The organism is Bradyrhizobium australafricanum (genome assembly GCF_020329495.1).
GTDB classification, from domain to species: Bacteria; Pseudomonadota; Alphaproteobacteria; order Rhizobiales; family Xanthobacteraceae; genus Bradyrhizobium; species Bradyrhizobium australafricanum.
This window is the reverse complement of the sequence record NZ_JAGKJL010000031.1, coordinates 1-26,461: the sequence shown is the minus strand read 5'-3', so window position 1 is coordinate 26,461 and position 26,461 is coordinate 1. Positions and strand designations below refer to the sequence as shown.

General features: G+C 64.6%; 27 protein-coding genes. 9 read left to right on the top strand and 18 right to left on the bottom strand.

From position 1 onward, the window contains the following. Positions 1-27 precede the first annotated feature (27 nt). A complete protein-coding gene (locus J6525_RS25555; RefSeq protein WP_225646751.1) occupies positions 28-1,062 on the bottom strand; it encodes a 5-oxoprolinase subunit C family protein in 1,035 nt (344 codons plus the stop codon). Next, positions 1,059-1,790: a 5-oxoprolinase subunit PxpB gene (pxpB, locus tag J6525_RS25550; protein ID WP_092084754.1), complete on the bottom strand. Its 732-nt coding sequence runs from the start codon at positions 1,788-1,790 to the stop codon at positions 1,059-1,061. Before pxpB ends, J6525_RS25555 begins: the two co-directional genes overlap by 4 nt. Positions 1,791-2,002: 212 nt before the next feature. On the opposite strand from pxpB, the gene J6525_RS25545 reads away from it, so the two are divergent. Together J6525_RS25545 and J6525_RS25540 are read left to right on the top strand one after the other, a co-directional pair. Further along, positions 2,003-2,701, top strand: coding sequence for a ribonuclease activity regulator RraA (locus tag J6525_RS25545; protein ID WP_076828879.1), 699 nt, complete (start codon positions 2,003-2,005; stop codon positions 2,699-2,701). A gap of 23 nt (positions 2,702-2,724) precedes the next feature. Then, positions 2,725-3,129 (top strand): (R)-mandelonitrile lyase, encoded by a 405-nt coding sequence (locus J6525_RS25540; protein ID WP_016847553.1) that lies wholly within the window; start codon positions 2,725-2,727, stop codon positions 3,127-3,129. 163 nt (positions 3,130-3,292) lie between these two features. On the opposite strand, the gene J6525_RS25535 is transcribed toward J6525_RS25540, so the two are convergent. The 9 genes from J6525_RS25535 to J6525_RS25495 all read right to left on the bottom strand — a co-directional run bounded on the left by J6525_RS25535 (position 3,293) and on the right by J6525_RS25495 (position 12,832). Further along, positions 3,293-4,129: a DUF2147 domain-containing protein gene (locus J6525_RS25535; protein ID WP_225646750.1), complete on the bottom strand. Its 837-nt coding sequence runs from the start codon at positions 4,127-4,129 to the stop codon at positions 3,293-3,295. Positions 4,130-4,301: 172 nt separating this feature from the next. Continuing rightward, positions 4,302-5,075 (bottom strand): transporter substrate-binding domain-containing protein, encoded by a 774-nt coding sequence (locus J6525_RS25530; RefSeq protein ID WP_225646749.1) that lies wholly within the window; start codon positions 5,073-5,075, stop codon positions 4,302-4,304. Between the two features lie 55 nt (positions 5,076-5,130). Continuing rightward, the gene (locus J6525_RS25525; protein ID WP_225646748.1) at positions 5,131-5,766 is read right to left on the bottom strand and encodes a hypothetical protein; all 636 of its coding nucleotides are present in this window, start codon (positions 5,764-5,766) and stop codon (positions 5,131-5,133) included. Positions 5,767-5,907: 141 nt separating this feature from the next. Continuing rightward, positions 5,908-7,332 carry an amidase gene (locus J6525_RS25520; protein WP_225646747.1) on the bottom strand — a complete coding sequence of 475 codons (1,425 nt, stop codon included), beginning with the start codon at positions 7,330-7,332 and terminating at the stop codon, positions 5,908-5,910. Positions 7,333-7,401: 69 nt separating this feature from the next. Further along, positions 7,402-8,391, bottom strand: a complete 990-nt coding sequence (locus tag J6525_RS25515; RefSeq protein ID WP_225646746.1) for a hydroxyacid dehydrogenase — start codon at positions 8,389-8,391, stop codon at positions 7,402-7,404. Positions 8,392-8,420: 29 nt separating this feature from the next. After that, complete coding sequence (locus J6525_RS25510; RefSeq protein WP_225646745.1) at positions 8,421-9,521, bottom strand: ABC transporter ATP-binding protein; 1,101 nt, start codon at positions 9,519-9,521, stop codon at positions 8,421-8,423. Positions 9,522-9,525: 4 nt separating this feature from the next. Beyond that, positions 9,526-10,437, bottom strand: a complete 912-nt coding sequence (locus J6525_RS25505) for a carbohydrate ABC transporter permease (protein WP_016847559.1) — start codon at positions 10,435-10,437, stop codon at positions 9,526-9,528. Beyond that, positions 10,437-11,375 carry a carbohydrate ABC transporter permease gene (locus J6525_RS25500; RefSeq protein WP_028340672.1) on the bottom strand — a complete coding sequence of 313 codons (939 nt, stop codon included), beginning with the start codon at positions 11,373-11,375 and terminating at the stop codon, positions 10,437-10,439. Before J6525_RS25500 ends, J6525_RS25505 begins: the two co-directional genes overlap by 1 nt. Before the next feature lie 116 nt (positions 11,376-11,491). After that, complete coding sequence (locus J6525_RS25495; protein WP_092084740.1) at positions 11,492-12,832, bottom strand: ABC transporter substrate-binding protein; 1,341 nt, start codon at positions 12,830-12,832, stop codon at positions 11,492-11,494. Positions 12,833-13,286: 454 nt separating this feature from the next. Between J6525_RS25495 and J6525_RS25490 the strand changes: the two genes are divergently transcribed. Continuing rightward, the gene (locus J6525_RS25490; RefSeq protein ID WP_376708563.1) at positions 13,287-14,027 is read left to right on the top strand and encodes a Spy/CpxP family protein refolding chaperone; all 741 of its coding nucleotides are present in this window, start codon (positions 13,287-13,289) and stop codon (positions 14,025-14,027) included. A gap of 304 nt (positions 14,028-14,331) precedes the next feature. Here the strand turns inward: J6525_RS25490 and J6525_RS25485 are convergent, their stop codons facing one another. From J6525_RS25485 to J6525_RS25475, 3 genes are read right to left on the bottom strand one after another with little or no spacing between them, the layout of a single operon-like run. Further along, the gene (locus tag J6525_RS25485) at positions 14,332-14,733 is read right to left on the bottom strand and encodes a VOC family protein (protein ID WP_092084736.1); all 402 of its coding nucleotides are present in this window, start codon (positions 14,731-14,733) and stop codon (positions 14,332-14,334) included. A 24-nt stretch (positions 14,734-14,757) separates the two neighbouring features. Further along, complete coding sequence (locus J6525_RS25480; RefSeq protein ID WP_225646744.1) at positions 14,758-15,945, bottom strand: acyl-CoA dehydrogenase family protein; 1,188 nt, start codon at positions 15,943-15,945, stop codon at positions 14,758-14,760. Positions 15,946-15,957: 12 nt separating this feature from the next. After that, entirely contained in the window at positions 15,958-17,364 is a 1,407-nt protein-coding gene (locus tag J6525_RS25475) for an MFS transporter (RefSeq protein WP_092084732.1), read from the bottom strand. A gap of 217 nt (positions 17,365-17,581) precedes the next feature. On the opposite strand from J6525_RS25475, the gene J6525_RS25470 reads away from it, so the two are divergent. Together J6525_RS25470 and J6525_RS25465 are read left to right on the top strand one after the other, a co-directional pair. Further along, positions 17,582-17,878, top strand: coding sequence for a PilZ domain-containing protein (locus J6525_RS25470; protein ID WP_210262664.1), 297 nt, complete (start codon positions 17,582-17,584; stop codon positions 17,876-17,878). 86 nt (positions 17,879-17,964) lie between these two features. Next, positions 17,965-18,696: an adenylate/guanylate cyclase domain-containing protein gene (locus J6525_RS25465; protein WP_225646743.1), complete on the top strand. Its 732-nt coding sequence runs from the start codon at positions 17,965-17,967 to the stop codon at positions 18,694-18,696. Positions 18,697-18,856: 160 nt separating this feature from the next. Here the strand turns inward: J6525_RS25465 and J6525_RS25460 are convergent, their stop codons facing one another. After that, the gene (locus J6525_RS25460; protein WP_225646742.1) at positions 18,857-20,926 is read right to left on the bottom strand and encodes an ATP-dependent helicase; all 2,070 of its coding nucleotides are present in this window, start codon (positions 20,924-20,926) and stop codon (positions 18,857-18,859) included. Positions 20,927-21,038: 112 nt separating this feature from the next. Here J6525_RS25460 and J6525_RS25455 point away from each other — a divergent pair, with 112 nt between their 5' ends. Next, positions 21,039-21,296, top strand: a complete 258-nt coding sequence (locus J6525_RS25455; protein ID WP_018271640.1) for a hypothetical protein — start codon at positions 21,039-21,041, stop codon at positions 21,294-21,296. A 173-nt stretch (positions 21,297-21,469) separates the two neighbouring features. On the opposite strand, the gene J6525_RS25450 is transcribed toward J6525_RS25455, so the two are convergent. Together J6525_RS25450 and J6525_RS25445 are read right to left on the bottom strand one after the other, a co-directional pair. Then, positions 21,470-21,724, bottom strand: coding sequence for a hypothetical protein (locus J6525_RS25450; protein WP_016845793.1), 255 nt, complete (start codon positions 21,722-21,724; stop codon positions 21,470-21,472). A gap of 118 nt (positions 21,725-21,842) precedes the next feature. Then, positions 21,843-22,043 (bottom strand): DUF3072 domain-containing protein, encoded by a 201-nt coding sequence (locus J6525_RS25445; protein ID WP_225646741.1) that lies wholly within the window; start codon positions 22,041-22,043, stop codon positions 21,843-21,845. A gap of 61 nt (positions 22,044-22,104) precedes the next feature. Between J6525_RS25445 and J6525_RS25440 the strand changes: the two genes are divergently transcribed. Together J6525_RS25440 and J6525_RS25435 are read left to right on the top strand one after the other, a co-directional pair. After that, the gene (locus J6525_RS25440) at positions 22,105-22,416 is read left to right on the top strand and encodes a hypothetical protein (RefSeq protein WP_225646740.1); all 312 of its coding nucleotides are present in this window, start codon (positions 22,105-22,107) and stop codon (positions 22,414-22,416) included. Positions 22,417-22,585: 169 nt separating this feature from the next. Beyond that, complete coding sequence (locus tag J6525_RS25435; protein ID WP_225646739.1) at positions 22,586-22,768, top strand: hypothetical protein; 183 nt, start codon at positions 22,586-22,588, stop codon at positions 22,766-22,768. 15 nt (positions 22,769-22,783) lie between these two features. Here the strand turns inward: J6525_RS25435 and J6525_RS25430 are convergent, their stop codons facing one another. After that, positions 22,784-24,772 (bottom strand): hybrid sensor histidine kinase/response regulator, encoded by a 1,989-nt coding sequence (locus J6525_RS25430; RefSeq protein WP_312009821.1) that lies wholly within the window; start codon positions 24,770-24,772, stop codon positions 22,784-22,786. Positions 24,773-25,045: 273 nt separating this feature from the next. Between J6525_RS25430 and J6525_RS25425 the strand changes: the two genes are divergently transcribed. Beyond that, positions 25,046-26,461, top strand: a 1,416-nt coding sequence (locus tag J6525_RS25425) for a HAMP domain-containing protein (protein ID WP_376708562.1), incomplete at its 3' end; no start/stop codon positions are given.

Here is a 26,461-nt window from a genome sequence, read left to right as displayed (position 1 = left end):
GATCGATCCGTCTGTTGTTGTACAGATTCAGGGTAGCGCAACTTGCCAGGTCGACACATCGACGGCGTTGACGGCCTGACCCGCGACATTCGCATCCCGCAGCGCTTCGATGTTGAGGCCAAAATCCTCAATGCCGCGGAGGCGGTCGGGCAGGGAACGCAGCAGCTCGTGGAACTTGATCGACTCGGCCTGCGCTTCCGCCATCGTCACCGCCTTGAAGCGGAACGGTCGGCCGGCCGAGATCTGCGCGAAGCGGCCGAAATCGGCCGTGATCACGGTTGCGATCTTCGGATAGCCGCCGCTGGTGCCGCGGTCCGGCATCAGCACGATCGGCTGCCCGTTGCCGGGCACCTGGATGCTGCCGTTCACGGTGCCGTCGGAGACGATGTTGTGGCCGTCGAGATGCTTGATGGCGGGACCTTCGAGGCGATAGCCCATGCGGTCGCTGGTCGCCGAGATCTTCCACTCGCTGTCGACCAACAGCTTCTTGTGGTCCTCGGCGAACTCGTCGTCCTGCGGGCCGAACACGATGCGGATCGGCGCATCGGTCGCGGCCGGCAATTCGATGCGGCGTTCTGGCGCGCCACTTGCGGCCTGCGTCGTCAACTCGTCGCCGCTTTGCAGCGGCCGCGGGTAGGGGCTGCCGAGCCCGGCGCGGGCGTTGACGGCGAGGCTGCCGAACATCGGCTCGCCTTCGATGCCGTGCTCGATTGCGAGATAGCTGAACGAGCCGCTGCGGGCGAAGCCGAGATTGAGCGTCTCACCTTCGGCAAGCGTTGCCGAACTGTCGAACGCGACCGGCCGGCCGCCGATATCCGCATTGCGCGACGCGCCGGCGAGGGCGACGCGCACCGCGCCCCCGCGCGCGGTGAAGCTGGCGCCGAACGGGCCGATCTCCACCGCGGCGGCGAACAGCTCGTTGCCGACCAGCGTGTTGGCGGCCGCCAGCGAAAGCCGGTCCATCGCGCCGCTCGGCACGAGACCGTAGCGCTGCGAGCCCGGACGACCAGCGTCCTGCACCGAGCTCGCCGGGCCGATCGAGGTGACGACGAGCTTGCTCATGGCGTCACCAGTTCGGCGACGAACTCGCCGGCCTCGGCGGCGCGGTCCTGCTCGGCAAACGTCTTGGCGTCGATCGCGGCGAAGGTGATGGCGTCGCCCGGCTCCAGCAGGAAGGTCGGATCGCGATGCAACTGGTAGGTTCGCACCGGGGTGCGGCCGAGCAGGTGCCAGCCGCTCGGGCCAGCCAGGCACTGCACGCCGGTCTGGATGCCACCGATCGAAATGGTGCCGGCCGGGGTCAGTAGCCGCGGATCCTTGCGCCGCGGCATGTGCAGGAACTTCTCCAGTCCGCTGAGATAGGACCAGCCCGGCGTGAAGCCGATCATGGCGACCCGATAGTCGCCGGCGACGTGGCGTGCCACGATCTGGTCGGGCGTGGTTTTGAGCGCCTTCGCGACGTCCTCGAGATCGATGCCATGCTCGCCGCCATAGGTCACGGGAATCCGCCAGCGCCGCGTTCCGGTCTCGGTCGGCGGCGCCTTGGCGGCGCGTGCCAGCAGCTGCTCGCCCAGCCCATCGAAAGTGATCTGCACGGGGTCGTAATGCACCAGCAGCGACCGGTAGGTCGGCACGGTCTCGGTGATGCCGGCGATCGGCTCGGCGGATATCACGCGGTCGAGCGCCAGCACCCGCCGGTTGGCGGCGTCGTCGATGGTGCGGCTGAATTCCACCGTGATGGCGCTGTCGCCACTCGGCAAAAGGCGGGGAGGACTTAAGGGTTCGGCCATTGGGTCAAGCGCTGTCGTCAGCCATCAAGCTAGCGTGTTTCGAGATAAAACGGAATTCGCTTCGTGCAAAATGATGCAGCAACTTCAATAAATTAATCGGCATGCCGGCGATAAATCTGGATGATCGCAGCTTTTTCGCGCAGCCCTTGACGCAAGGCCTTTGCCCGGCAACATGCGCCGGTCTTTTCCTCCCATCGGAGCAAGCTTTCCAGATGTCACTGTCCGCCGAAGCGATCGCGACGCTGTCGCACGTGTCCACCGCCACCATCACCACCGTCCTGCTCAAGAAGGGCCTGCGCAACATCTGGATGCGCGGTACCAAGCCCTTGAAGCCCGGGCAGAAGCGGCTGGTCGGACCGGCCTTCACGCTGCGATTCGTGCCGGCCCGTGAGGATCTGGCGACGCCGGAATCCTGGTCGTCGCCGATCTCGACCCGCACCGCGATCGAGGCGATGCCGGCGGGCTGCATTGCCGTGGTCGATGCCATGGGCATCACCGATGCCGGCATTTTCGGCGACATCCTCTGCGCCCGCATGGCCAAGCGCGGGGTGACGGCGCTGATCACCGATGGCGTGGTGCGCGACGTCGAGGGCGTGCTCGGCACCGGCCTGCCGGTGTGGTGCGACGGCTACGCGGCTCCGCCGTCAGTCGCAGGTCTGACCTTCGTCGGCTGGGGCGAACCGATCGGCTGCGGCGGCGTTGCCGTATTCCCGAACGACGTCGTGGTGGCCGACCAGGACGGCGCGGTGCTGATCCCGCAGGCGTTCCTCGATCACGTGCTGGCCGAGGGGCCGGAGCAGGAACGGATGGAAGCCTGGATCGTCAACGAGGTGAACAATGGCGCCCAGCTGCCCGGCCTGTATCCGATGAATGCCGAGACCAAGGCACGCTACGCCGCCACCAAGAAATAACGTCAAGAAAGGGAGGTAACCCCATGGACATCCACGTTTCCGGCTCGCGGCCGACCCGCCGCGCGCCGAAGGAGAATTTTACCGGCACGGTGCTGCAGGACCCGATCAACATGGCGCCTGCGCCGGCGCGGCTGAACGCCTCGCGCGTGTCGTTCGAGCCCGGCGCACGCACCGCCTGGCACACCCATCCGCTCGGGCAGACGCTGTATGTGATCTCCGGCATCGGGCGCGTGCAGGCCAAGGGCGGCCCGATCAGGGAGATTCGTCCCGGCGATGTCGTCTGGATTCCGCCGAACGAGAAGCACTGGCACGGCGCCTCGCCGGACAACAGCATGACCCACATCGCCATGCAGGAGGCGCTCGATGGCGTCTATTCGACCTGGATGGAGCACGTCACCGACGAGGAATACAACGGCAAGGTCGGCTGAGCAGCCGTAGCAGTTCGCAAGATGAAAGCCCCGCTATCAGGCGGGGCTTTTGATTTTATGAGACCGTAGCCCGGATGGAGCGAAGCGCAATCCGGGGCGGTCTCTCCCATGGTGAAAATCCCGGATTACGCTTCGCTCCATCCGGGCTACGATTTGCAGGCAATCAATTCACCCGCGTCCATGTCTGGCCGCCGCAGAACATGCCGCCGAACGCACAGCCCTGGACGCGCAGCGTGTCCGGGCTCTTCATCGCGATGTTGGAATCGTAGGTGCTGCCGCTGTTCGGATCGAAGATGCGGCCGCTCCATTTGTCCTTGCCCGGCTTCATGTTGATCAGCACCTGTTCGCCGTTGGCGTTCGATTTCTTGTCGACGGCGTAGCCACAGAGATTGGCGCCGCATTGCTCGATGCGGATTTTGCCTTCCTTCTCTTCGGTGAGCCAGACGCCGAGCGGCGAGTTCGCTGCTTGCACGGGATTGGCGAGCGGCTTGGGCACCGGAGCGCTCGGCGAGGCGGCGCCAACCGTTGGAGCGGTGGTGTGCTTTGCAGCCGGCGCAGTTTGCTGGACGGCTGGCGCCGCGGGCGGCGGGGGTGTGGTCGCGGCTGTAGCTGAAGGCGGCGTGGCCGCAACGCCCGTGCTGGCCGGCTCCGTCGTTGTTGCGGCAGGCGCCGGCGGGACGGCGGCCTGATCGACGGCAGGCGGAGCAGCCGCTGCTGGCGCGCTGGGCGGCGCGGCCTGGGAATTCGTCTTAGTGTCCGACTTAGTGTCCGACTTGGCGTTCGTGTTGGCTTCCTTCGGAGCCTTGCGCTTCTGCTCGGTGTCCTCGCTTTTGGCGCGTTTGGTGCGGCGGGGAGTATTGTCGTAGACGCCGGGGATCGAAACCGTGCCGCGATCGGGATCGATGCGAATAGTGCGGCCGCCGTAATCGAATGTGTACTGCGCCTGCGCTGCGGCCGTGCTTGCCAGCACGAGCGTGGCGATCGCCAGAAGCTTTCTCATCTCGACCTCCGGTGCAGGGAGCCTCGTTCGCAAGGCTATCCGGTGACCACCCCGTTGAACGTGTCCCAGATCACGGTCAGAACATGAGTCGTATCCTTGCGGCTAAGGTTCAAATCGCTGGATTGCGGTCTGGTTTCAGGCCGTGCGCTTCAAATTTTGAGCGTGGCGCGGGCTATTCGAACCATGCAGCGTAGATCTTCGCGTAGCTGCCATCTTCGCGCGCGATGTGAAGCCATTGGTCGACGAACGCTTTCAAGGCGACGTCGCGCTGCATCCAATAGGCCTTTTCCGCGAAGTCGAACGGCTTATCGGGATGCACGGCGCACAGCACGCCGGAATGCAGCTTCTGCTGATAGCGCGTCTCGGACGCATCGGTCATCATCAGGTCGGCGTCGCCCTTGGCGATCTCGTCGAAGACCTTGGTGTTGTCGTTGAAGACGCGGATCTCGGCGGTTTTCACGTGGGCGCGCGCGAAGCGCTCGTTGGTGCCGCCGGGATTGACGATGACTCGGGTGCCGGGTTTGTCGATCTCGGCGATCGTCTCAAACTTGCCCTTGTCGGCGCAGCGCGCGATCGGCGTCTTGCCTTCGCGCATGATCGGCGTCGAGAACAGACCCTTCTTCTGCCGATCGAAGGTGATGGAGACGCCGCCCATCGCGATGTCGAAATCGTCGGCCTCGAAATCCCTGGTCATTTGCGGCCACGACGTCTGCACGAACTCGACCTTTACGCCGAGCGCCTTGCCGAGCGATTGCGCCATGTCGACATCGAAGCCGCGGAAGGCCTTGGTCTCCTTGTCGAGATAGGTGAAGGGCAAATAGTCGCCGGTCATGCCGACACGCAGGCTGCCGCGTTTGACGATCTCATCGAGCCGGGACGGCGCCTGCTGCGCGTGCGCGGTGGACAGGAGCAAGGCGAAGGCGAGGCCGGCCAGCGCGCGAAACATCGAGGTCTTCTCCATCCGCATTTGATTGCGATGCCCGAAGGGCACGTATCGCGTCTCAGGCCTCGTTGCTGTCCTTGCTCGCCTGAACGACGCTTGCAGTGCGGCTGAGCATCTCGTGCTTGAAATGCTCGAAGCGCCGCCGCGCTTGGGCCTCGCGATCGTCGACGAATTTGATCGCGGCATCCCTGTCCATCGGGCCGTTGACGAGTGGGGTCGATGCCTCGCCGACGGTCTCGTCGACATAATATTGGGCGCCGTCCTGGCGCACCGTCCAGCGGAAGCGCAGCGCGGCCATCGGACCTGGGCCGGACTTGGAATAACCATTGGCCTCGATCGGTTGGGGCGGCGGCTGGATCGGCTCCGGCTCCGCTTCCGGCTGGCTCGGCTCCGGTTCGGTTGGCTCCGGTTCACCTGCTTCAGCTTTACTTGCCTCGGGCTGTTCGACCGGCTCTGGCTCCTCGATCGAAGGTGGCTCGGCAGGCGCGGCCTCGACGGACACGGACGTGACGGACACGACCTGGATGGACGGCGGCAAAGGCGGCGGCATCGCTATGGACGCCGGCGGCTCCGCTGCGGGCTCAACTGCCTTGTCCGCCGTCTTGTCGGTCGATTTGGAGGTCTCGGGAGGTGTGGTCGTCTGGTCGAGAATGCTCGCGATTGCGGCCAGCGCATTGTCGGTCGGATCATTCACGGTTTGGTCTCCCAGGCTGACGGCGCGCGGAATCGTGCCGACGCCCTCCCTATCTACCTGATCTGACTATCCTTTGTCAGCCCCGCTGGTTCTGGCGCGCAGTCGTGACGCGAAGCGGATCCACTTCGCTTGAAAGCGTCGTCAGGCACAAACCGGCGGACGCCGGTCCTTCCAGGGGCGGACCTGTTCGAGCTGGCCGGCCAGGCGGAACAGCAGTCCTTCCTCGCCGAGCTTGGCCGCGAACATCATGCCGAGCGGCAGACCGGCCTTGTTCCAGGCCAGCGGCACCGACATCGCCGGCTGTCCGGACATGTTGAACATCGAGGTGCCCGGCATGTAGCGGCGCAGCACCGGCGCGATGTGACCGAGGTCCTCGGACATCGTGTTCAGCTCGCCGAGGCGGAGCGGCGGCGCGCACAGCGTCGGGCTGAGGAAGATGTCGCAACCTTCGAAGAAGGTCGCAAGCGCGCGCGAGATCTGGAACGCTGCAAGCTGCGCTGCCACGTAGTCGGCCGGGTTCATCTTGGTCGCATTCTGGGCGCTGGCGAGCGTGAGCCGCTCGACATCGTCCGACGTCAGGGTGCGCCCGACGCGCTGCTCGAGCAGACGGATCGTCAGCGCCGTGTTGCCGCCGACGATGGTCGTCATGACCGCGGCGGGATCGGCCGCCAGCGGCGGCGCACGCTCCTCGACATGATGGCCGAGCCCCGCCAGCAGCTTGGCTACGTCGCGGACCGCCGCGGCGATCTCGGGATCGATGGCATCGCCGTAGGGCGACTTGTCGGTGAAGCTGATGCGCAAATGGCCGGGATCGCGGCCGACTTCCTGCGAGAACGGTCGCTCCGGCGGCGGCGCGACATAGAGGCTCGACGGCTCCGGACCGTGGATCGCATCCATCATCACCGCGCTGTCGCGGACGCTGATGCTGAGCACATGGCCGACGGAGAAGCCGCCCCAGCCTTCGCCGCGATCGGGACCCACCGGGTTGCGGGCGCGCGTCGGCTTCATGCCGAACACCCCGGAGGCGGAGGCGGGGATCCGGATCGACCCGCCGCCGTCGCTGGCATGCGCGACGGGCAGGATGCGGGCCGCGACCGCAGCCCCAGCGCCGCCGGACGAGCCGCCGGAGGAATGGTCGAGATTCCAGGGATTGCGGGTCGGGCCGAACAGGCGGGATTCCGTCGTCGGCATCAGCCCGAATTCCGGGCTCGAGCTCTTGCCGAAGATCGCAAGCCCGGCATCGAGGAAGCGCTGGGTCAGGGTGCCGTTGTGATCGGCAACGAAGTCCTTCAGCAGGCTGGCGCCCGACGTGGTGCGTGTGCCCTCGAGCAGATCGAGGTCCTTCAGCAGGAACGGCACGCCCGTGAAGGGACCGTCAGGCAGCCCCTTGGCGATCTGGCGCTCGGCATAGTCGTAATGCTTGACGACGACAGCGTTGATCTTGGGATCGACGGCGGCGGTGCGCGCGATCGCCTCGTCGAGCAGCTCCTTCGGCGTCACGTCCTTGTTGCGAACGAGCTCGGCGAGACCGACCGCATCGTAGTTGCCGAATTCCTTGAAAGCCATGTGGGTACTCCGCATCGCCGGGCCGATCCTTTCGGATCGGCCGCGGCGCAAACGAGGAAGGCTGAAAGCTCAGCCGAGGACGTCCTGGTTGATCACGTTCTGGCGCAGCGGATTGCCATCCAGCACGCTCAGGATATTGCGTGCGGTCTGCTCGCTCATGCGATCGACGGCCTCGACCGTGACGCCGGCCACATGCGGCGCCATGATCACGTTGGGCAAAGCGTGCAGGGGCTGGCCGACCGGCGGCGGTTCGACCTCGAACACGTCGAGGCCGGCGCCGGCGAGCTTGCCCGACACCAGCGCGTCGTGCAGCGCCTTCTCGTCGACGATGCCGCCGCGGGCGGTGTTGATGAGATAGGCGGTCGGCTTCATCAGCCTGATCCGCGCGGCGTTGAACAGCCCGACGGTTTCGGGATTCTTCGGGCAATGGATCGTGACGAAGTCCGCCCGCGGCAGCGCCGCTTCGAGGTTCGACACGGCCTCGCAGCCGGCAGCCGTGATCTCGCTGGCGGGCTTGTAGGGATCGTAGACCAGCACGTTCATTTCCATGGCGAGGCAGCGCTTGGCGGTGCGGGTGCCGATGCGGCCGAAGCCAACGATCAGGACGGTCTTGCCGTAGAGATCGAACGGCAGCACGCCGAGCCGGCTCGCCCAAGTGCCGTCCTTGACCATCGTGTGCATTTCCTGCGCGCGCTTGGCCAGCGTCAGCATCATGAACACAGCTTGTTCGGCGACCGACGGCGAGTTCGCGGTGCCTGCGACCATCAGCGGCACCTTGCGGCGCGACAGCGCCGGAACGTCGACGGCGTCATAGCCGACACCGATCCGGGTCACCACCATCATGCCCTTGGACGCCTCCAGCTCCGCCTCGCCGAAGCGGGTTGCGCCGAGCGCCACGCCATGGACCGGCGCATGCTGCTCGAGCATGGTCTGAAAGTCCTTGGCGGAGATCAGGTTGGGAAATTCGATGAGTTCTACGTCGTCCCGCTCGTTGAGGAGCACCCGCGCCCCCGGTGACAAAGTCTGGGTGACGAAAATCTTCTTCTTGTTGGTGGCCATTTCCTGCCCTTGAGGTTTCTTGTGCGCCGTCAAAGGACGACGCCGGTCACCTCGTTTAGCAAATGCATATTGTTGAGGTCCACAGCCAATCGGAGCGGGCTGCCATCCTGCGCACCAGCATTGGGATTGACCCGGCCGCAGACCTGGTTGCCCTCGAGCGTGAAATAGACCAGGGTCTCCATCCCCATCGGCTCGGTGACGTCGAGCATCGCGTCGAACGGCTCGATGCCCGGTTCGGCATGCGGCCGAGCCTCCATGACGTGCTCGGGCCGGATGCCCAGCAACAGCTTGTCGGTGCGGGGGAGAGCCTGGTAGCGGGCGGCGCGTGCCGGCGGCAGCGCGAAGGCGAGGCGATCGGTCAGCCGCACGTTGAGCTTGCCGCCGGTATCCTCGAGCCGACAGGGCACGAAATTCATCGCGGGCGAGCCGATGAAGCTTGCGACGAACCGGGTCGCCGGCTTGTGGTAGAGCTCGTTAGGCGTGCCGATCTGCTCGATCCTGCCGTGATTCATCACCACCACGCGGTCGGCGAGCGTCATCGCCTCGACCTGGTCGTGGGTGACGTAGACCGTGGTGGTGCGGACCTTCTGGTGCACCTTCTTGATCTCGATCCGCATCTGCACGCGCAGCTTGGCGTCGAGGTTGGACAGCGGCTCGTCGAACAGGAACACCTTCGGATTGCGCACGATCGCCCGTCCCATCGCGACGCGCTGGCGCTGGCCGCCGGAGAGCTGCTTCGGCTTGCGGTCGATCAGATCGGTGATGTCGAGCATGCGGGCGGCCTCGGTGACCCGGCTCTTGATCTCGGCCTTGGGATAGTGCTTCAGCCGCAGACCGAACGACATGTTCTCGGCAACGGTCATATGCGGATAGAGCGCGTAGTTCTGGAACACCATCGCGATGTCGCGGTCCTTCGGCGGCACGTCGTTGACGACGTCGCCGCCGATCATGATGTCGCCGTCGGAAATGTCCTCGAGGCCGGCGATCATCCGCAGCGTCGTCGACTTGCCGCAGCCGCTCGGCCCGACCAACACCACGAACTCATGGTCGGCGATATCAAGGTCGATGCCGCGCACCGCCTCGACCTCATCGTAACGCTTCACAACCTTCCGCAAACTGACGTCAGCCATAAGTTCAACCCTTTGTCGCACCGGCGGTCAGGCCGGCAATGTAGTAGTCCATCAGGAAGGCATAGATGATCAGCGGCGGCGCGGCGCCGAGCAGGGCGCCGGTCATGATCTGTCCCCAGTTGAAGACGTCACCCTTGATCAGGGTCGTGATGATGCCGACCGGCAGCACCAGCTGATCGGTCGAGGTCGTGAACACCAGCGGATAGAGGAACTGAGCCCAGGAGACGGTGAAGGCAAAGATCGTGGCCGCGATCAGGCCGGGCAGCGCGACCGGGATGAAGATCCGGGTCAGCGTCTGGAACCAGCTCGCGCCGTCGATGATCGCCGCCTCGTCGAGCTCCTTCGGGATCGACGCGAAATAGCCGATCATGATCCAGGTGCAGAACGGCACCGTCAGCGTCGGGTAGATGAACAGCAGCACGTACCAGCGATTGACGAGCTGGATGCCGGTCCAGTCGCCGAACACGGCGAACATCTTGAACAGCGGAATGAACAGCAGGCTGTCCGGAATGAGATAGGTGAGGAATACGCCGGTCGCGAGCGTCGCCGAGCCCCAGAATTTCATCCGCGCCAGCGCGAAGGCCGCCGGCACGCTGATCAGCATCGTGATGGTGACCACGATGATCGAGACCCAGGCCGAATTCCAGAAGAAGCGCAGGAACTGGTTCGAGGTCAGCAGCTCGATGTAGTTGCTGAGTGTCGGATGATAGACCCACCACGGATTGGTCGCGGCCGAGATCTCGGCGCTGCTCTTCAGCGAGGTGATCAGCATGTAGATCGGCGGCGTCAGCGAGAAGATCGCAAACAGCACCAGGAAGAAATAGGACCAGCGTAGCGCCCAGGCGCGGTCGCGGCTCATGCTGCCGTACTTGACCTTGCGGGTCGGTCCGGACTTGTCGATCGTCAGGGAGCTCATCAGGCTTCGTTCCCGCGTTTGGTGATGTCGCGCAGGATGAAGATCGCCGCGACCGCGAGGATCGGCACCATGAACAGCGAAACGCTGGCACCGAGCGGCACATCGCTGCCCTCGATGCCGACCCGGAACGCCCAGGTGGCGAAGATATGGGTGTGGTCGAGCGGCCCGCCCGCGGTCAGGATGCGCACGATGTCGAAGTTGGCGAAGGTCACGATCAGCGAGAACAGCGTCGTGATCGCGATGATGTTGCGCATCATCGGCAGCGTCACGTACCAGATGCGCTGCCACCAATTGGCGCCGTCGATCGCGGCCGCCTCATAAAGTTGGTCGGGTACCGATTTCAACGCCGCCAGATACATGATCATGAAGAATGGCGCGCCGTACCAGACGTTGACCAGGATCACCGAGAAGCGCGCCCACATCGCATCGCCGGTCCACGGGATCGGCCCGATGCCGAAGAAGGAAAGCGTGTAGTTGAAGGCGCTGTAGGAGGGGTCGAACAGCCAGAGCCACGCCAGCGTGCTCATCGCCGGCGGGATCACCCATGGCACCAGCAGCATGCCGCGCCACTTGCGCTGCTTGTTGGCGGGTACGTTGTGCACGAAATGCGCGACGATGAAGCCGATCAGGGCTTTGAAGATCACCGCCGAGATCGCGAAAATGCAGGATTGCTTGACCACCAGCCAGAAGGTGTCGCGCTTGAACAGGAACTCGAAATTGCCGAACCCGACGAACTTCGTCATCGCCTTGTTCAGCGTTGCGAGGTGCAAGGAGTAGAGGGCCGGGTAGAGCACCAGGATCGCGATCAGGAGGATCAGCGGCAAGGTCATCAGGAACGCGGCCATCGACTTGCGCCGCAGTGCGTTGCGCAGGCCGACGCGCCTTCGTCCCGTCTGGGCAGCGGCTGCGCGATTGGATTGGAATGCGACATCAACCATAACGCAGGTCCCTCGCGGGGGTTGGTTGCACAGCTCGCCGGTTCGGCGGCTGGGATGTGAAGACGGGACCTCGCGCAGCCAACATTACGGGTGGTCGCGCGAGACCTCGCTTGTCGTCAGCTTCGCATGAAGCCTTCGCACTCGCCCTCGGCCCAGGCGAGCGTCTTTTCCATGCTTTCACCCTGGTAGTACCGCAGGCACATCTTGGTCAGCGTGGCCTGGAAGTAGATCTGCTGCGCGATCTTGGGCGGCGCGGGCGAGGCCGCAATCGACAGCGTCTGGTGCTTGTAGGGGTTCGGATAGTGGTAGAGCGTCCCCTTTGGCGGCGCTTGCTCCGCCCAGACCTTCAAGGTCGTGAGCTTTTCGTAGGCCGGCAGGTCATAGCCACCGCTTGCGACCACCATCTTCTCGATCGACGCGGGTTGCGACAGGTGGGACAGCAGGCTCTTGGCCGCCTCCTTGTTCTTCGAGAACGACCAGATCGACCAGAAGAACGGCAGGTAGGGCGCGAAGCGTCCCTTCGGCCCGGCCGGGAACCCGTGCGTCCAGCACTGCTCGGCGACTTGCGGAGCATCGCGCTTGGCGACCGCCCACGCGCTCGGCGGATTCAGGATCATCGCGCCCTTGCCGGCGACCAGCCACTTGTTGTTGGAAGCGTCGTCCCATGCCGCCACATCGGGCGGCAGGAAGGCGAGCAGCTTCTTGTAGTAGTCGAGGGCCTGGCGCACCGCGTCGGTCTTGACGGTAAGATTGCCCTTGGCATCGACCAGCTGCGCGCCGAACGACTGGAAGATCGCGCCGGCGGTGTCGACGCTGTCGCTGGTTTCGCCAAGGCCGATACCGAACGGGAATCCGGCCTTGTGGCAGGCTTCAGCCGCCTTGAGGAACGTATCGAGGGTCCAGTTATCGGCTTTCGGCTCGCCTCCGACCGGATACATCTCCTGCACGTCGATGTTGGCGTGTTTCTTCATCAGGTCGATGCGTGAGCAGGGACCCTTGATCTGGCTCCCGACGCTGGCGGGAACGCCGAGCCATTTGCCGCCGGCCTGGCCGAGATATTTCACCGTGCCGTTGACATCGCCGTTCAGCTTGAGGAGCGGATCCATGATGTCGTTGACCGGCTCGAGCAACTCGGCGTTGGCCTGCGGCCACCATGTCGGCATCTGGAAAATATCGTGACCGGATTTCGCCTGCGCCTCGGCGGCGATGGTGACGATGTTCTTGTTGCCCTGGCTGGTGATGTAGTCGATCTGGACCTCGACCTTCTCCTTGGCAGCCCATTCATTGACCAGCTCGGTGGACGCACTGTTCGCGCCGGGCACCCAGTGATCCCAGAAGCCCATCGAGAGCTTTCCGGCTGCGTAGGCGCCACGCACGTAGGGGGCTGTAATCAGCGCGGCCGATGACAGCGCTGTCGCTGCGACGAATTCTCGGCGCGAGAGCTTCTTCCGTGACATGGCATTCCCTCCCTGGTAGCCGACGGACAAAAGACTTTTTGAATCCCGTTGTTCTTTTTTGTGCGTCGCGTTTGCGCGACGTCGCGGGATTGCGTTGAAACCGATCAGAACAGAATTGCCGGCATCTGTCGAGAAACGAGATGCTGATGCCAACTAGAACTAACGTTGTGGTCAAATAGCAGGCAGTGCCGTTCGCATCACTGCAGTTGCCGGCGGTTTGCCGTGCGTCTTGCGATCATGCTGCGACGCACGCGGGCGGCGACGCAGACAAGGTCGCAGACGGTGCGCGGTTGAGCCGCAGCTTTCCGGTCAAGCCTCAGCGAACTCTGTTCCGCCATGGTGATGCCCGGCACGGCCGATAGACTTGCCGAAGCCGGAAACGCTAAAGTCCGGATTCGTCGAACCTACTCCCGCATCAATTCCGCAATCCACCATCGATCACGGAGACCCGATCATGCTCATCCCGGTAGCGAAGCTGCGAGCGCAATGGAGATTGTGCGCCGCGGTTGGGGCCGCCACCGTCACGTTGCTCGCAGTGCCTCATATGGTCGATGCGCAGATCGTGCAGGGCGTCGAAAAGGGCGCGCGCGAGGGCAACAAGGCTGCCGGGCCGGTCGGCGGCGTTCTCGGCGGAGCCATCGGCGGCGTTGTCGGGGTGGTGACCGGCGTGACCGGGGTGTTGACCGGCAACAATGGCAACAACCCCAATGCCGGCGGCGGCAAAAACGCACAGGGCGCGGCGGCCGGCGCCAAGGCCTCCAAGTCGGCCAAGGCCGCCGCCAAGGACAAGGGCGCGAAGCAAGCGCCGACCGTGCTGACCCAGGCCGGCGCGCCGCAGCTGACGGCCGAACAGATCGTCGCCAACAGCGATGCCAACATCGAACGGATCAAGAAGGAGCTCAACCTGACGCCGGAGCAGGAGAAGAATTGGGCCGGCTTCAACAGTGCGATGCACTATCTCGGCCACAACGGCGCCGACCGCCTCAACCTGCGCATCGCGCGGGCGCAGCGCGATCCACCGGATGACATCATCGAGCAGATGCGCAACGAGGCCCAGTTCCTCAATGACCGGGCGGTCGATCAGCGCGGCGTCGCCGACGCCGCCGAGCCGCTGTTTGCCAGCCTCGACGACAAGCAGAAACAAATCTTCATCAACGAAATGGTCCGCCTGAGCCACGAACGCGGCCTCGACTGAGAGGTCTCGCCCGCCAAGTGGGGACGAATAGCCGGGCCACCAAGCCCTGGGGTAGGTTAAAGGCGCAGCACCCGGCTATTCTGCCGCAGCGGCGCGGCCCGGTTAATTCGTCATTCAATGTTGAAGAAAAACGGACCGGATCACGCCCGAGTGATGGCCGAGTCAGGGCCTTGTCGGGAACCATCCACAGCGCCCGAGGCCAGCGCGGATTGAGCCGCCAATGACCGGGACATCGGCGCGGCAAAGCGACGATGTCCTTCGGACGGCTCTGCCCGGCAATCAGCGATCCGCAAAACGCCGGCGCTTAGCTCTTCGGGAAGTTCAGCTCCACACCGACGCCGTCCGGATCGTAGAGGAATATCTGGGTGTCGCCGGTGCGCGGCACGATCTGCTCACGGAAGGTGACGTTCTTCGACTGCAGGCGCTTGCGCACGGCTTCGACGTCGCTGGCGGCAAAGGCGATATGGTCGAGGCGGCCGGTGTCCTCATATTTCTTCGCGGTGCCGCGCACCACGATGCCGTCGCGCGGCTTGCGGGTGCCCATCAGGTGGACCGTGGCCTGGCCGCCGGAATAGAGCCAGTAGCCCGGGAAATCGAGCGGCGGCCGTTCGCCGTTCTCGAGCCCGAGCACATCGCAATAGAACTCCCTGGTGCGCTCGAGGTCCTGCGGCTCGATGGTGTAATGCTGTAGTCCACCCAATGGCATGGTTCTTCTCCTTGAGAAATCGGGTTAAACGAAGCTGAGGTCGGCATCGACGCCCAGCATCCAGGCGCCGACAGTCTCGAAATGGCTGAAGCGGCCCTGCAACTGCTGGGTCACGGTGTGGATGTCGCGGAAGCGCCGCTCCAGCGGATGACCGTCGAAGATCGCGGTGGCGCCGGCGGTGTTGTAGGCGAAATCGACGGCCTCCCGCGCCTTGTGGATGGCGTGCGTCGCGGCCATCCGGATCGTCATGCGCTGCGCGACCGTGATGCTGTCGCCGGCAACCAGATCCTTCCAGATGTCGGCCATCGACTGCAGAAGGAAGGCGCGGGCGGCGCGCAGATTGACCTCGGCCTGGGCGAGGCCGGACTGCACCACCGCATTGTCCCGCAGCGTCTTCTTCATGCCGCGCGGCACCTTGTTGCGGGCGACGTCGACGAAATTGTCGAGCGCGCTGCGGGCAATGCCGCAGGCGACCCCGGCGAAGCCGATCTGGTAGCAGGTGTGGTTGCTCATCCGGTACAGCGGGCCGTCCTCGCGGCACTCGCGGTCGAATTCGCGGGTGATCGAATGGTCCGCGCGGACGAAGAAATCGTCGAGCGCGAACTGGTCGCTGGCGGTACCGCGCAATCCGACCGTGTTCCAGATGTCGGTCCATGCGACGTCCTCGGTCCGCACCAGCATGGTGCGCTCGACCTGCTCGCCATTGGCATCCCGGCGCGGCGAGCCGTCCGCGGCATAGACCGGGCAGTGCGCGCCGAGCCAGGTGGCGTGCCGCCCGCCCGAGGCAAATGACCAGACCCCGGTGACGCGGTAGCCGCCCTCGCACTCGATCGCCTTGACCTTCGGGCCGGGGCCCCAGGCGAGCACGGCACGCGGGTCGGCAAACACTTCCTGCGCGACCGGCAGGTCGAGATAGGCCGCCGACATCGCGCAGCCGCCGGCCTGGCTCAGGCACCACGCCGTCGAGGCATCCGCCTTGGCGATGGTCTCGATGGCATGGAAGAAGGTGACCGGGTCGGTTTCGATCCCGTTGGTTGAACGCGGCAGCAGCAGGCGGAACAGCCGCGCCTCATGCAGCCGGTCGAGCAAGTCGGGCGGCAGGCGGCGCGTCGTTTCGATATCGTTGGAGGCGGCCGCCACCGTGTCCCTGATCGCCTCGGCGCGGGCAATCACGTCGCGATCACCGATAAGGTCCGCAGCAGTCACATTCATGTTCGGCCTCCCTCAGGCGCGCCGGATCGTTGCGGAGGCCGCGACGTCGGCCGTCGCGTTGAGCTCTTTGTCGATCTGCTCGATCGACTTGCCCCGGGTCTCGAGCCCGAAGAACAAATAGACGGCCCCCGCCATCAGGAACCAGCAGCCGAGATAGACAAAGGCGGTCGGGATCTGGGTCAGTGGCACGTCGGGCTTGAGGTAGTTGTTCGAACCGACGATCAGCGCAAGACCGACCGGCCCGATGATCTTGCCGATGCCGCCGAAGCCATAGGCAGAGCCCATCCCCGTGGTGCGCAGATGCGACGGCCAGACCTCAGCCGCGTAGGGACCGACGATCGCAAAGCCGCCGTCGGCGAAGAAGAAGGCGGCGGCCAGCAGCAGCCAGAAGGCCGACATGCCGAACAAAGTCGCGTCGTAGTGGTAGCCGGCGATGATGGTCAGCGCGCCGGCGCCGAAGCCGAGCAGGCCACCGGCAACACGCCGTCCGAGCAGCTCCGAGAACCAGGAGAACGAGATGCGGCCGAGGAAGCCGGTGATGCTGAGTAGGATCATCATCTTGGCGGCTTCCTGCGGCGTCACCTTCAGCAGCAGCACGAACAGCGCAGGGGCCCATAGCGTGATGCCGTAGACGCCGGTTTGCGCGCCTGCATTGCCGAGCCAGGAGACGATCAGGCTGCGCGGATATTTGAACAGATCGAACCAGCTCGTCGTGACGATCGGACCGGCGTCGGCCGCGCTCGGCAGCGGCAGCTCCGACGGCGGCACCTGCAGCGCCCAGGCCAGCGACTTGCGGGCTTCGTCATAGCGTCCTTGCCGGCACAGCCAGCGCGGCGACTCCGGGACCCAGATCCGAACCAGCAGCACCAGGACCGACGGCAGCACGCCGATCGCAAATAGCAGCCGCCACTGATCGGTTCCCATGACGGCTCCGAGCACCGCGCCGAGGCCGACGCCGAGCGGGATCACGCAGGTGACGAGGCCGCCGACCCAGCCGCGCTTGTGCGACGGCATGAACTCCTGCACCAGCGGCAGGTCGACACAATAAAGACCGCCGACGCCGGTGCCGACGAAGAAGCGCAGGATCGCCAGATAGACCCAGCCATTATCGGGTGTGAAATAGAGCAGGCCGGTCGCGATCGAGAAGTTCAGCACCGTGCCGATAAAGACGATACGTCGACCGACCCGGTCGGCGAGCCAGCCCCAGAGGTAGGCGCCGAGGATGGCGCCGATGCCGGAACTCATCAGCACGGTGGCCGACTGGCCGAAGGTGAGCTTCCACGGTCCGATCAGGAACGCGAGCACGAAGCCAATCAGGAAGTAGTCGAAGAATTCCAGCGCATCGCCGATGATGGCCGCCGCAAGGATCTTGATCTGGTTGCCGGTCAGAGTCGTCCGGCGATCGAGAATCTCGAACATGGCGCGTCTCCCATGGCGCCTGTTCATTGTTCCCCGGAGCGTGCGTCGCGCCAGCGCATCGCCCATAGGATGAGGCTATCCTCGTGCCAGCGCGAACGACAAGCCCGCGCCGACGCGGGGCTCATCTGCATTGGCGCGATAAGCGGTTCGGCGTACTGCTGCGCACAAATGGTGGTGCGAAAGCCCGATGTGAGCGCCGGAGCCGTTGACTTCTGCAATGCCGATCGCCCACGTTTGCGTGGAGGAAGCGGGGAGCAGCCGGGTGGACGAAAAGCGCAAGCATCCGCGAACCGAGGTCAATGAACCCGGCTATGTCTCGTCGGGCGGTTCGGTCATGCATTGCACGATCGTGAACATCTCGCCGGAGGGGGCGGCCATCGAGGTCGAGAATCCGGCCTTCGTCCCGCACCGATTCCGCCTGGTGATGGCCCGCGACGCCTCGGTCGTCTACGAGTGCCAGGTGATCTGGAGTAAGAAGTCGCGAATTGGAGTGAGTTTCGTGGCGACCGCCTGAGCGCGGCAATCTCGATTGGGGACGCCCATGAACCAGCGTGCCAAGGGGACCCGGGTTTCGTTGCTGGAACACCAGGTGATCCGCCGATGACTCCGGAACCTGCAACGATCTGCCTTGGCTGCTGGCAAAACCTGCACATGCCGATCCCGTTGCGCGGTCCCTTGGCGGCGCCGTTCCGTCTGTTCGGCGTCCGGCCGAGCCGCATGAACCCGAACACATGCACGCTCTGCGAGATGGCCTTCTCGAAGATCATGAAGGCGCGCGCCGTGACCATCGACGCCACCATCCTGTTCGCCGATCTGCGCGGCTACACCACACTGACGCAGACCATCGCGCAGGACGGGCTGACCTCGCTGCTCGACGCGTTCTACGACGACTGTGCCGCCGCGATCTGGCGCTATGACGGCATCCTCAACAAGACCATCGGCGACGCCGTGTTCGCGATCTTCAATTTTCCGGTGCGGCGCGACGATCATGCCGTGCAGGCCTTGCTCGCGGCGCGCCAGATCCAGCGCAGTTTTCGCGACAGGCACGACGCGCTGGTGCGGGCGATCGGCGCCGGCGACATCGAGATCGGCATCGGAATCGGGATGGATAGCGGTGACACCAATTTCGGTGAGTTCGGCCAGGCCCACCGCGACCTGACGGCAGTCGGCACGGTGGTCAATCGCGCGGCGCGCGCGCAGGCGGCCGCCAGGTCAGGCGAGATTCTTGTGACGACGGCCGTGCGGGATCGAACCCGCGACATGATCACGGCAGCCGGTGCCGATTACACCCTGAAGGGCTTCGACCAGCCCGTCACATTATTTCCTGCGTGAATTGGCTTTCGCGTGAATTGACGCGGCGCAAAAAAAGACGGCTCCAGCGTGCAACTGCGCGCCGAAGCCGTCGGGGATGGTCGTTTGCCGATTACGAACGCCGCCTCAACGCAAGGTCGGCGGCTTTGTTCCAGCCCGGATGAAAAGCTTCGAACCGGCGTCAGCGCCACATGCCGCGCATCCGGGCGCCGATGTCGATCGGCGGCGCGCGGTTGGCCGCCGATGCCTGCGCGGCCGCGGCGCGCGGCCAGGTGGTCCGCTCGAACATCGGCAGCAGTCGTTCCGGGATGAAGCGGGTGCGCGAGGCGTACATGTGGCGGTCGCCCTTGGCCGCCTGGCCGTGGACGAAGAAGCGCTGCGGTACCAGCAGATGCAGATCGTCCTTGGCGCGGGTCATCGCGACATAGAGCAGGCGGCGCTCCTCCTCGAGTTCGGCCGACGTGCCGGCGCCGAGGTCGGAGGGCATGCAGCCGTCGACGACATTGAGCACATAGACGGATTTCCATTCCTGCCCCTTGGCGGAATGGATCGTCGACAGGATCAGATAATCCTCATCGAGCAGCGGCACGCCAGCCTGGTCGCTGGTCGCATCGGGTGGATCGAGCGTGAGCTCGGTGAGAAAACGCTCGCGTGACGGGTAGCCGGCGGCGATCTGCTCGAGCTGAATGAGATCGGCGCGGCGTACCTCGCTGTCCTCGTGGATGCGATCGAGATGCGGTTCGTACCAGAGGCGGGCGCGTTCGATATCGACGGGCCATTCCGAGTAGCGGAGATTCTCGATGGTCTCCACGAACAGCCGCCAATCCGCACCGGCGCGGGGCGGAGCGGGCAGCGCGACGAGCGCAGCAATCGGATCGGCGGCCTCCGTCATGCGGTCGAGCACCCGCTGCGCCGAGGCCGGTCCGACGCCGGGCAACAGATGCAGGATGCGAAAACCTGCAACCCGGTCGCGCGGATTGGCGGCGAAGCGCAGCAGCGCCAGCATGTCCTTGACATGCGCGGCGTCGAGGAATTTGAGGCCGCCGAATTTCACGAACGGAATGTTGCGGCGGGTCAGTTCGACCTCCAGCGGTCCGCTGTGCGAGGAGGTGCGGAACAGCACCGCCTGGTGCTTCAGCAGGGTGCCTTCCTCGCGATTGGCCAGCACCTGCTCGACGATGTAACGGGCCTGATCGGCCTCGTCACGGATCGTGACGAGCAGCGGCTTGCGGGTCGACGTCCGGTCGGTCCACAGGTTCTTGGTGAAGCGCTCCTTGGCGAGCGAGATCACGCCGTTGGCGGCCGACAGGATCGGCTGCGTCGAGCGATAGTTGCGGTCGAGCGTGACGATCTCGGCGGCCGGGCTGAACTGGGCCGGGAAGTCAAGGATGTTGCGCACGGTGGCGGCGCGGAACGAATAGATCGACTGCGCGTCGTCGCCGACCACGGTGAGCCCGCGTCCCGCGGGCTTGAGTGCGAGCAGGATCGAGGACTGCAGCCGGTTGGTGTCCTGATATTCGTCGACCATCACATGATCGAAGCGGCCGCCGATCTCCTCGGCCAGCGCGGCGTCCGTCACCATCTGCGCCCAGTAGAGCAGGAGGTCGTCGTAATCGAGCACGTTCTGCCGCTGCTTGGCTTCGACATAGGCGCCGAACAGCTGTTTCAATTCACTGGCCCAGCCGGAGCACCACGGGAAGAACTGGCCGAGCACGGCCTCGATCGGCATTTCCGCGTTCACGCAGCGCGAATAGATCGCAAGGCAGGTGCCCTTGGTGGGGAACCGGCTTTCGGTGCGGGAGAACCCGAGATCGTGGCGGACTAGATTGATCAGGTCGGCGGAATCCTCGCGGTCATGGATCGTGAAGGCCGGGTCGAGGCCGATACGCTCGGCGAATTCGCGCAGCAGCCGCGCGCCGATGCCGTGGAACGTGCCGGCCCAGCTCAGCGCGTCGGTCATGACCGAGGCGCGATCGCCGAGCACGCGGCGCGCAATGCGCTCGACGCGGCCGGCCATCTCGGCGGCGGCGCGCCGCGAAAAGGTCATCAACAGGATGCGGCGCGGATCGGCGCCAGCGACGATCAGATGCGCGACGCGATGGGCGAGGGTGTTTGTCTTGCCGGACCCCGCGCCAGCGATCACCAACAGCGGCGCGCCGACGATGCAATCCTTGCCGACCCCGTGCTCGACAGCGCGGCGCTGCTCGGCATTGAGCGCATCGAGATAGGCTGTGTTGGCAAGATCAGTCACGAATCACCCCCACGAAACGCTAACAGACATTGCGATTCATTGGGGCCGACGCGCCGAGGCGGACGCAGAGAAATTAGATTGACATTAACGCGGCGCGGCGCACAACCCCGCCATGGGTGACGTATCCAAATCCGACACGCCGCTGAAGGCGACGTTCAAGGTGCGGCTGAACGGCGAGACGGTGACGCTTGCGACCGTCGGCCAGGCCTATCGCTTCATCAGCAATCTCAGCGCCGTCGAATGGATGGAGTTCCGCTCGCTGCATGACGAGGCATTGGTTGCGCTCGAGAGAGCGGCCGGTAACGCCATGCTGACGGTGCAAGCGACCAACGCGTTGCGGATGCTGTTCGTCCGCGCGAAATTGCTTTGAAAGGAAAATGAGCCGCCTTGGTGTTCCCTTGGCCCTCCAAGGCGGCCCGAGAGTGCGGCTGAAGCGCATTGCGCACCCGGCCGTCGCGTGTACCGCCGTTACCTTGTTTGCGGCCATAACGAGCAGGGCCTTACGCAACCACAGCCGATTCGGCTGTAGCCGCCGCACCACAATCAGGAGCCAACGTCGTCGACCAGGCGGTCATATACGAGCGCGGACCGGAGGTTCATGGTTGCGATCTTCAGATAGCCCGGTTCGCGCATGGCGTTGTTGAACATCATGATCGCCGTCTTCCAGTAGCCGCGCTCGCGCTGATCCAGGTTCAGCGCGGACAGGTAGTCCGCGGCGTCGCCGACCGTCGCGAGCGTTCGCCCGTCCTTCAGCGTAATCGGGAACGCAAGCGGCGACCGCTTCTCCAGCTCCAGCACGTCAGGCTCCCCCAGAACCAAGCAGCAATAAGACAAAGCAGCAATAACAGGAACAGACCTAGCCGCGCCGCTATATCAAAGCCTTAAGGGGACGGCCGGCCTGGCTGGAGCGGACGGTTTAGAAAGAATCCGCCAGCGCGATCTCCGCCTTCAGCGCATCGATCCGCCGTTCGGCTTCCTCGGACGTCAGGTCGCGTGCGTACTGGTTCGGCTGATAGGCCTCCTCGGCGAGGCTCCTCAACCGCAGCGCCTGGGCACGGGTCATCAGCCCGTCAAGCCGCTCCGCAACCCCACCATATCTTACCGCTGCCACGCTCATTGCTTGCCTCGCTTGCTGGATCGTGACTTGACAATATGTTCTATTTTTGTTCTAACAAGGCATGGACAATAAGATCAATGAAATTCGGCGCAAGATCAGCGCGTTGCGAGCTGAGATGACCCTGATCGAGGCGTCGATCCGGGATCAGGTCAACCGCGACCTCGATTGCAGTGAAGCATCGTACCGGCTGATGGCGATGCGAGCGGAAGTCGCCCAACTGGTCGGCCGGTGGAAGGCCGCCGGCGGCGGCGAGCGTCTCCCCACGGTCCGGGAGCGGCTGAGCCGGAGCTTCGAGGACCGCGCCGGCACAAAGGTCAAGGTGGACAAGGACAAGGCGAAGCCTACGCCCGGTCACAGCAACGCCCGGGTGTGATCCGGCGGTTCGCCCAAAGAGGGGAGCCTCGAACACCGGCTCAGGCTCAAATCAGGTTTCAAGGAAGGAACCCGGACCGCAGGATCTGCATTTTCTTGTGGTGAGAGCCAATACCATAGCATCGCCCAGCGCCATGATCGCCGATCCGACCGCGCCACCGCGGGCATCGATGAATGACGATCGCAGTCCACTGCTGACGCTGATCTCCTGCATCAGCTGCATCAGGACGATGCGGCTCGAGAGCAGCCATCCGGGCAGCGAGGGCAGGGATATTCTTCAGTACCGCTGCGAGCAATGCAGCCGTATCGAGCGGGTGCAATTGGTGCGGCGAAGCTGGCCGGCGGAACGCTAGCCTTTCGATTTTGAACTAGGAGCGGGCTTTCGCCTTTGGTCTTGCCGCGACGTCATGCGCGGTGGCATCGAACTCGCTCGAAGCGTTGCCGGATGGCCCGCTCGTCGCGCTGCCGACGCCGTGCCCCGTCAACTTTGCGAGTTCGCGGCTGAGGTCGTGGATGTGGTACGGCTTGCGTAACACCGGAAAGTCGGACCTCACGTCGCGTGCGCTCGCGCTGTAGCCTGTCGTCAGCAGGATCGGCAGCTCGGGCTTTCTGTCCCGGATCGTGCGCGCCAGCTTCAGTCCATCAATCCTGCCGGGCATGACGATGTCGCTGAACACCACATCGATCCCGTTGGCGTCGATTTCCGACAAGGCGGCCTCCGCGTTCGAGGCCCAGCGCACGGTGTAGCCGAGCTGTTCGAGCAGGCCCGTGCTCGCATCGGCGACGGCAGGATTGTCCTCGATCAGCAGGATCGTGGCCGAGCCGGGCGCGCTGTGCCCCGTAGCCGTGCGCTTTGCGGCCGCAGTCCCCCGCGGGAGATAGATGCTGACCGTCGTGCCCTTGCCGAGCGCGCTTGTAATCTCGACCCGGCCGTCCGCCTGGTGCGCGAAGCCGTGAACCTGGGACAGCCCAAGGCCGGTCCCTTTGCCGACCGGCTTGGTGGTGAAGAAGGGATCAAAGACCTTGTTCATGACATCGTCTGGAATGCCTTCGCCGGTGTCGGTAATGCTGACGACCACCTGGGCGGCTTCCGGGACATTGCGCGCCGCGACGGTCAGCGTGCCGCCGCCGGTCATCGCATCCCGGGCATTGACCACGAGGTTGATCAGCGCGGTCTCAAATTCCGTCGGATCGACGAAGATCGGCCAGAGATCCGGTCCGATCTCCATGTTCAGCTTGATCGCGCCGCCGAGCGCGCTGGTCAAAACCTCTCGCACCGCGGTGATCCTGTCAGCGACGTTGATGGTCTGCGGATTGACGCTCTGCCGACGCGCGAAGGTGAGGAGCTGCCTGGTCAGGGACGCGGCACGCTCGGATGCGGTTTCGATCGCGCCGAGTGCAAGCGTGCCCCGTTCGCTCGTTACCTCGCGCTTGATCCGGTGCAGATTGCCGGAAATGATCATCAGCAGGTTGTTGAAGTCGTGCGCGACTCCGCCGGTCAGTTGGCCGAGCGCATCCATCTTTTGCGATTCCGCAAGCTGACGCTGCACCTGTTCGAGCTTCTGATGCGCGTCGCGCCGCTCGGAAATATCCCGGGTGATCTTGGCGAAGCCGACCAGGCTGCCGTCGGTATCGCGGATCGGATCGATCACGACGCTCGCCCAGAAGAACGAACCGTCCTTGCGGACCCGCCAGCCTTCCTCCACGTAATGCCCGGTCTCTTCCGCGATTTTGAGCGCATGGGCGGGCTTGCCGGCAGCCTGGTCGGCCGGCGTATAGAACCGCGAGAAGTGCTGGCCGATGATTTCGCCGGGCGAATAGCCCTTGATGCGCTCGCCGCCGGCGTTCCAATTGGCGACGATGCCGGCCGGCGTCAGCATATAGAGCGCGTAGTCGGTGACATTGCTCACCAGCAGGCGGAACTGGCTTTCGCTGGCCTCGAGATCCGCGCGCGCCTGATGCCGCTCGGTGATGTCGCGGGTAACCATTGCGTAGCCGACGAGCTTGCGCTTCTCGTAGGTCGGATCGATGACCACAGCGGCGTAGAATTGCGACCCGTCCTTGCGGACAGACCAGCCTTCGGCCGCTGAGTGCTTTTCCTTCCGCGCCAACTGCAGCGCTCTCGCCGGAACGCCGGATGCGCGGTCTTCGGCAGGATAGAAGACCGAGAAGTGCTGGCCGAGAATCGCCTTGGCCGGATAGCCCGTGATGCGCTCGGCGCCCTTGTTCCAGTTGATGACCCGGCCATCGGGGCCGAGCATGCAAATGGCGTAGTCGACCACGCCGCCAGCCACCGGCCGACGATCATGCGGGCTCTCGACGATGCCCCGTTTGAGTTGTTCTGATTTCTTAACCATCACCGATCCTGCCCCCGCCCGAAACGCGCGGGGATGGTCAATGTTCCATGCGAGCACGAGGACCGGGCGATCAGGGCCGGCTCCGTCGTTCTTCGGAAAAGTTCGGCCAACTGTCGGAACTTTTGGTTCCAATCGCGATTAAGGTACTCGGTTTACGTCACAAATTGCGGTTTTGGCGTTTTCCCGCTTGAATAGATCAAGGGCAGTCATTCTTATGGTCACACTGGCTTTTCCGAGTCTCTGGATTCGCGGCCAGCGCGTAGGGGAAATTACATGACCGATCTCGGTTCGTCGCCTCGTCCCCGTGCTGATACACGCCGCAGCCAGCAATCAAACGGAAGCCTCGATTCTTCGCATGACCTGCTGCAGTCGCTGCAGGCGATGCGCGCCGGCGATTTCTCGGTCCGGATGCGTGGCGACTATCTCGGCATCGACGGCAAGATCGCGGACGCCTTCAACGAAATCGCAGCCGCCAACGAGCGCATGGCGCAGCAATTGGCGCGCGTCGGCCAGGTCGTCGGCCGCGAGGGACAGACCCGCCAGCGCGTCAATTTCGGCCTCGCAAGCGGCGCCTGGGCCGATATGGAGAGCTCGGTCAACACGCTGATCGACGATCTGCTGTGGCCGACGCGCGAGGTCACCCGCGCGGTCGCTGCGGTGGCGCAAGGCGACCTGCTGCAGACCGTGCAGCTCGACGTCGAGGGCCGGCCGCTGCGCGGCGAATTCCTGCAGTCGGCGAACATCGTCAACACGATGATCAAGCAGCTCTCGGTGTTCACCTCGGAGGTCACGCGCGTGGCGCGCGAAGTCGGCACCGAGGGCAAGCTCGGCGGCCAGGCCCAGGTGCCGGAAGTGACCGGCGTCTGGAAGGACCTGACCGAGAGCGTCAACTCGATGGCCAACAATTTGACCGGCCAGGTCCGCAACATCGCCGAGGTGACGATCGCGGTCGCCAACGGCGACCTGTCCAAGAAGATCACGGTCGACGTTCGCGGCGAGATCCTGCAGCTGAAGGAAGCCATCAACACGATGGTCGATCAGCTGCGTTCGTTCGCTTCCGAAGTGACGCGCGTGGCGCGCGAGGTCGGCACCGACGGCAAGCTCGGCGGCCAGGCGATCGTGCCCGGCGTCGCCGGTACTTGGAAGGACCTCACCGACTCCGTGAACGCGATGTGCGGCAACCTGACCGCCCAGGTACGCAACATCGCCAACGTGACCACGGCCGTGGCGCGTGGCGACCTGTCGCGCAAGATCACGGTCGACGTCAGCGGCGAGATTTTGGAGCTGAAGGACACCATCAACACGATGGTGGACCAGCTCAACTCGTTCGCTTCGGAAGTGACACGCGTGGCACGCGAGGTCGGCACCGAGGGCAAGCTCGGCGGCCAGGCCCAGGTGCCCGGCGTCGCCGGCACCTGGAAGGACCTGACCGACAACGTCAACTTCATGGCATCGAACCTGACCGCGCAGGTCCGCAACATCGCCGACGTCGCGACCGCGATCGCCGGCGGCGATCTCTCGAAGAAGATCACGGTCAACGTGTCGGGCGAGATCCTTCAGCTGAAGGAAACGCTGAACACGATGGTGGACCAGCTCAACGCGTTTGCGTCGGAAGTGACGCGCGTGGCGCGCGAGGTCGGCACCGAAGGCAAGCTCGGCGGCCAGGCCAACGTGCTCGGCGTTGCCGGC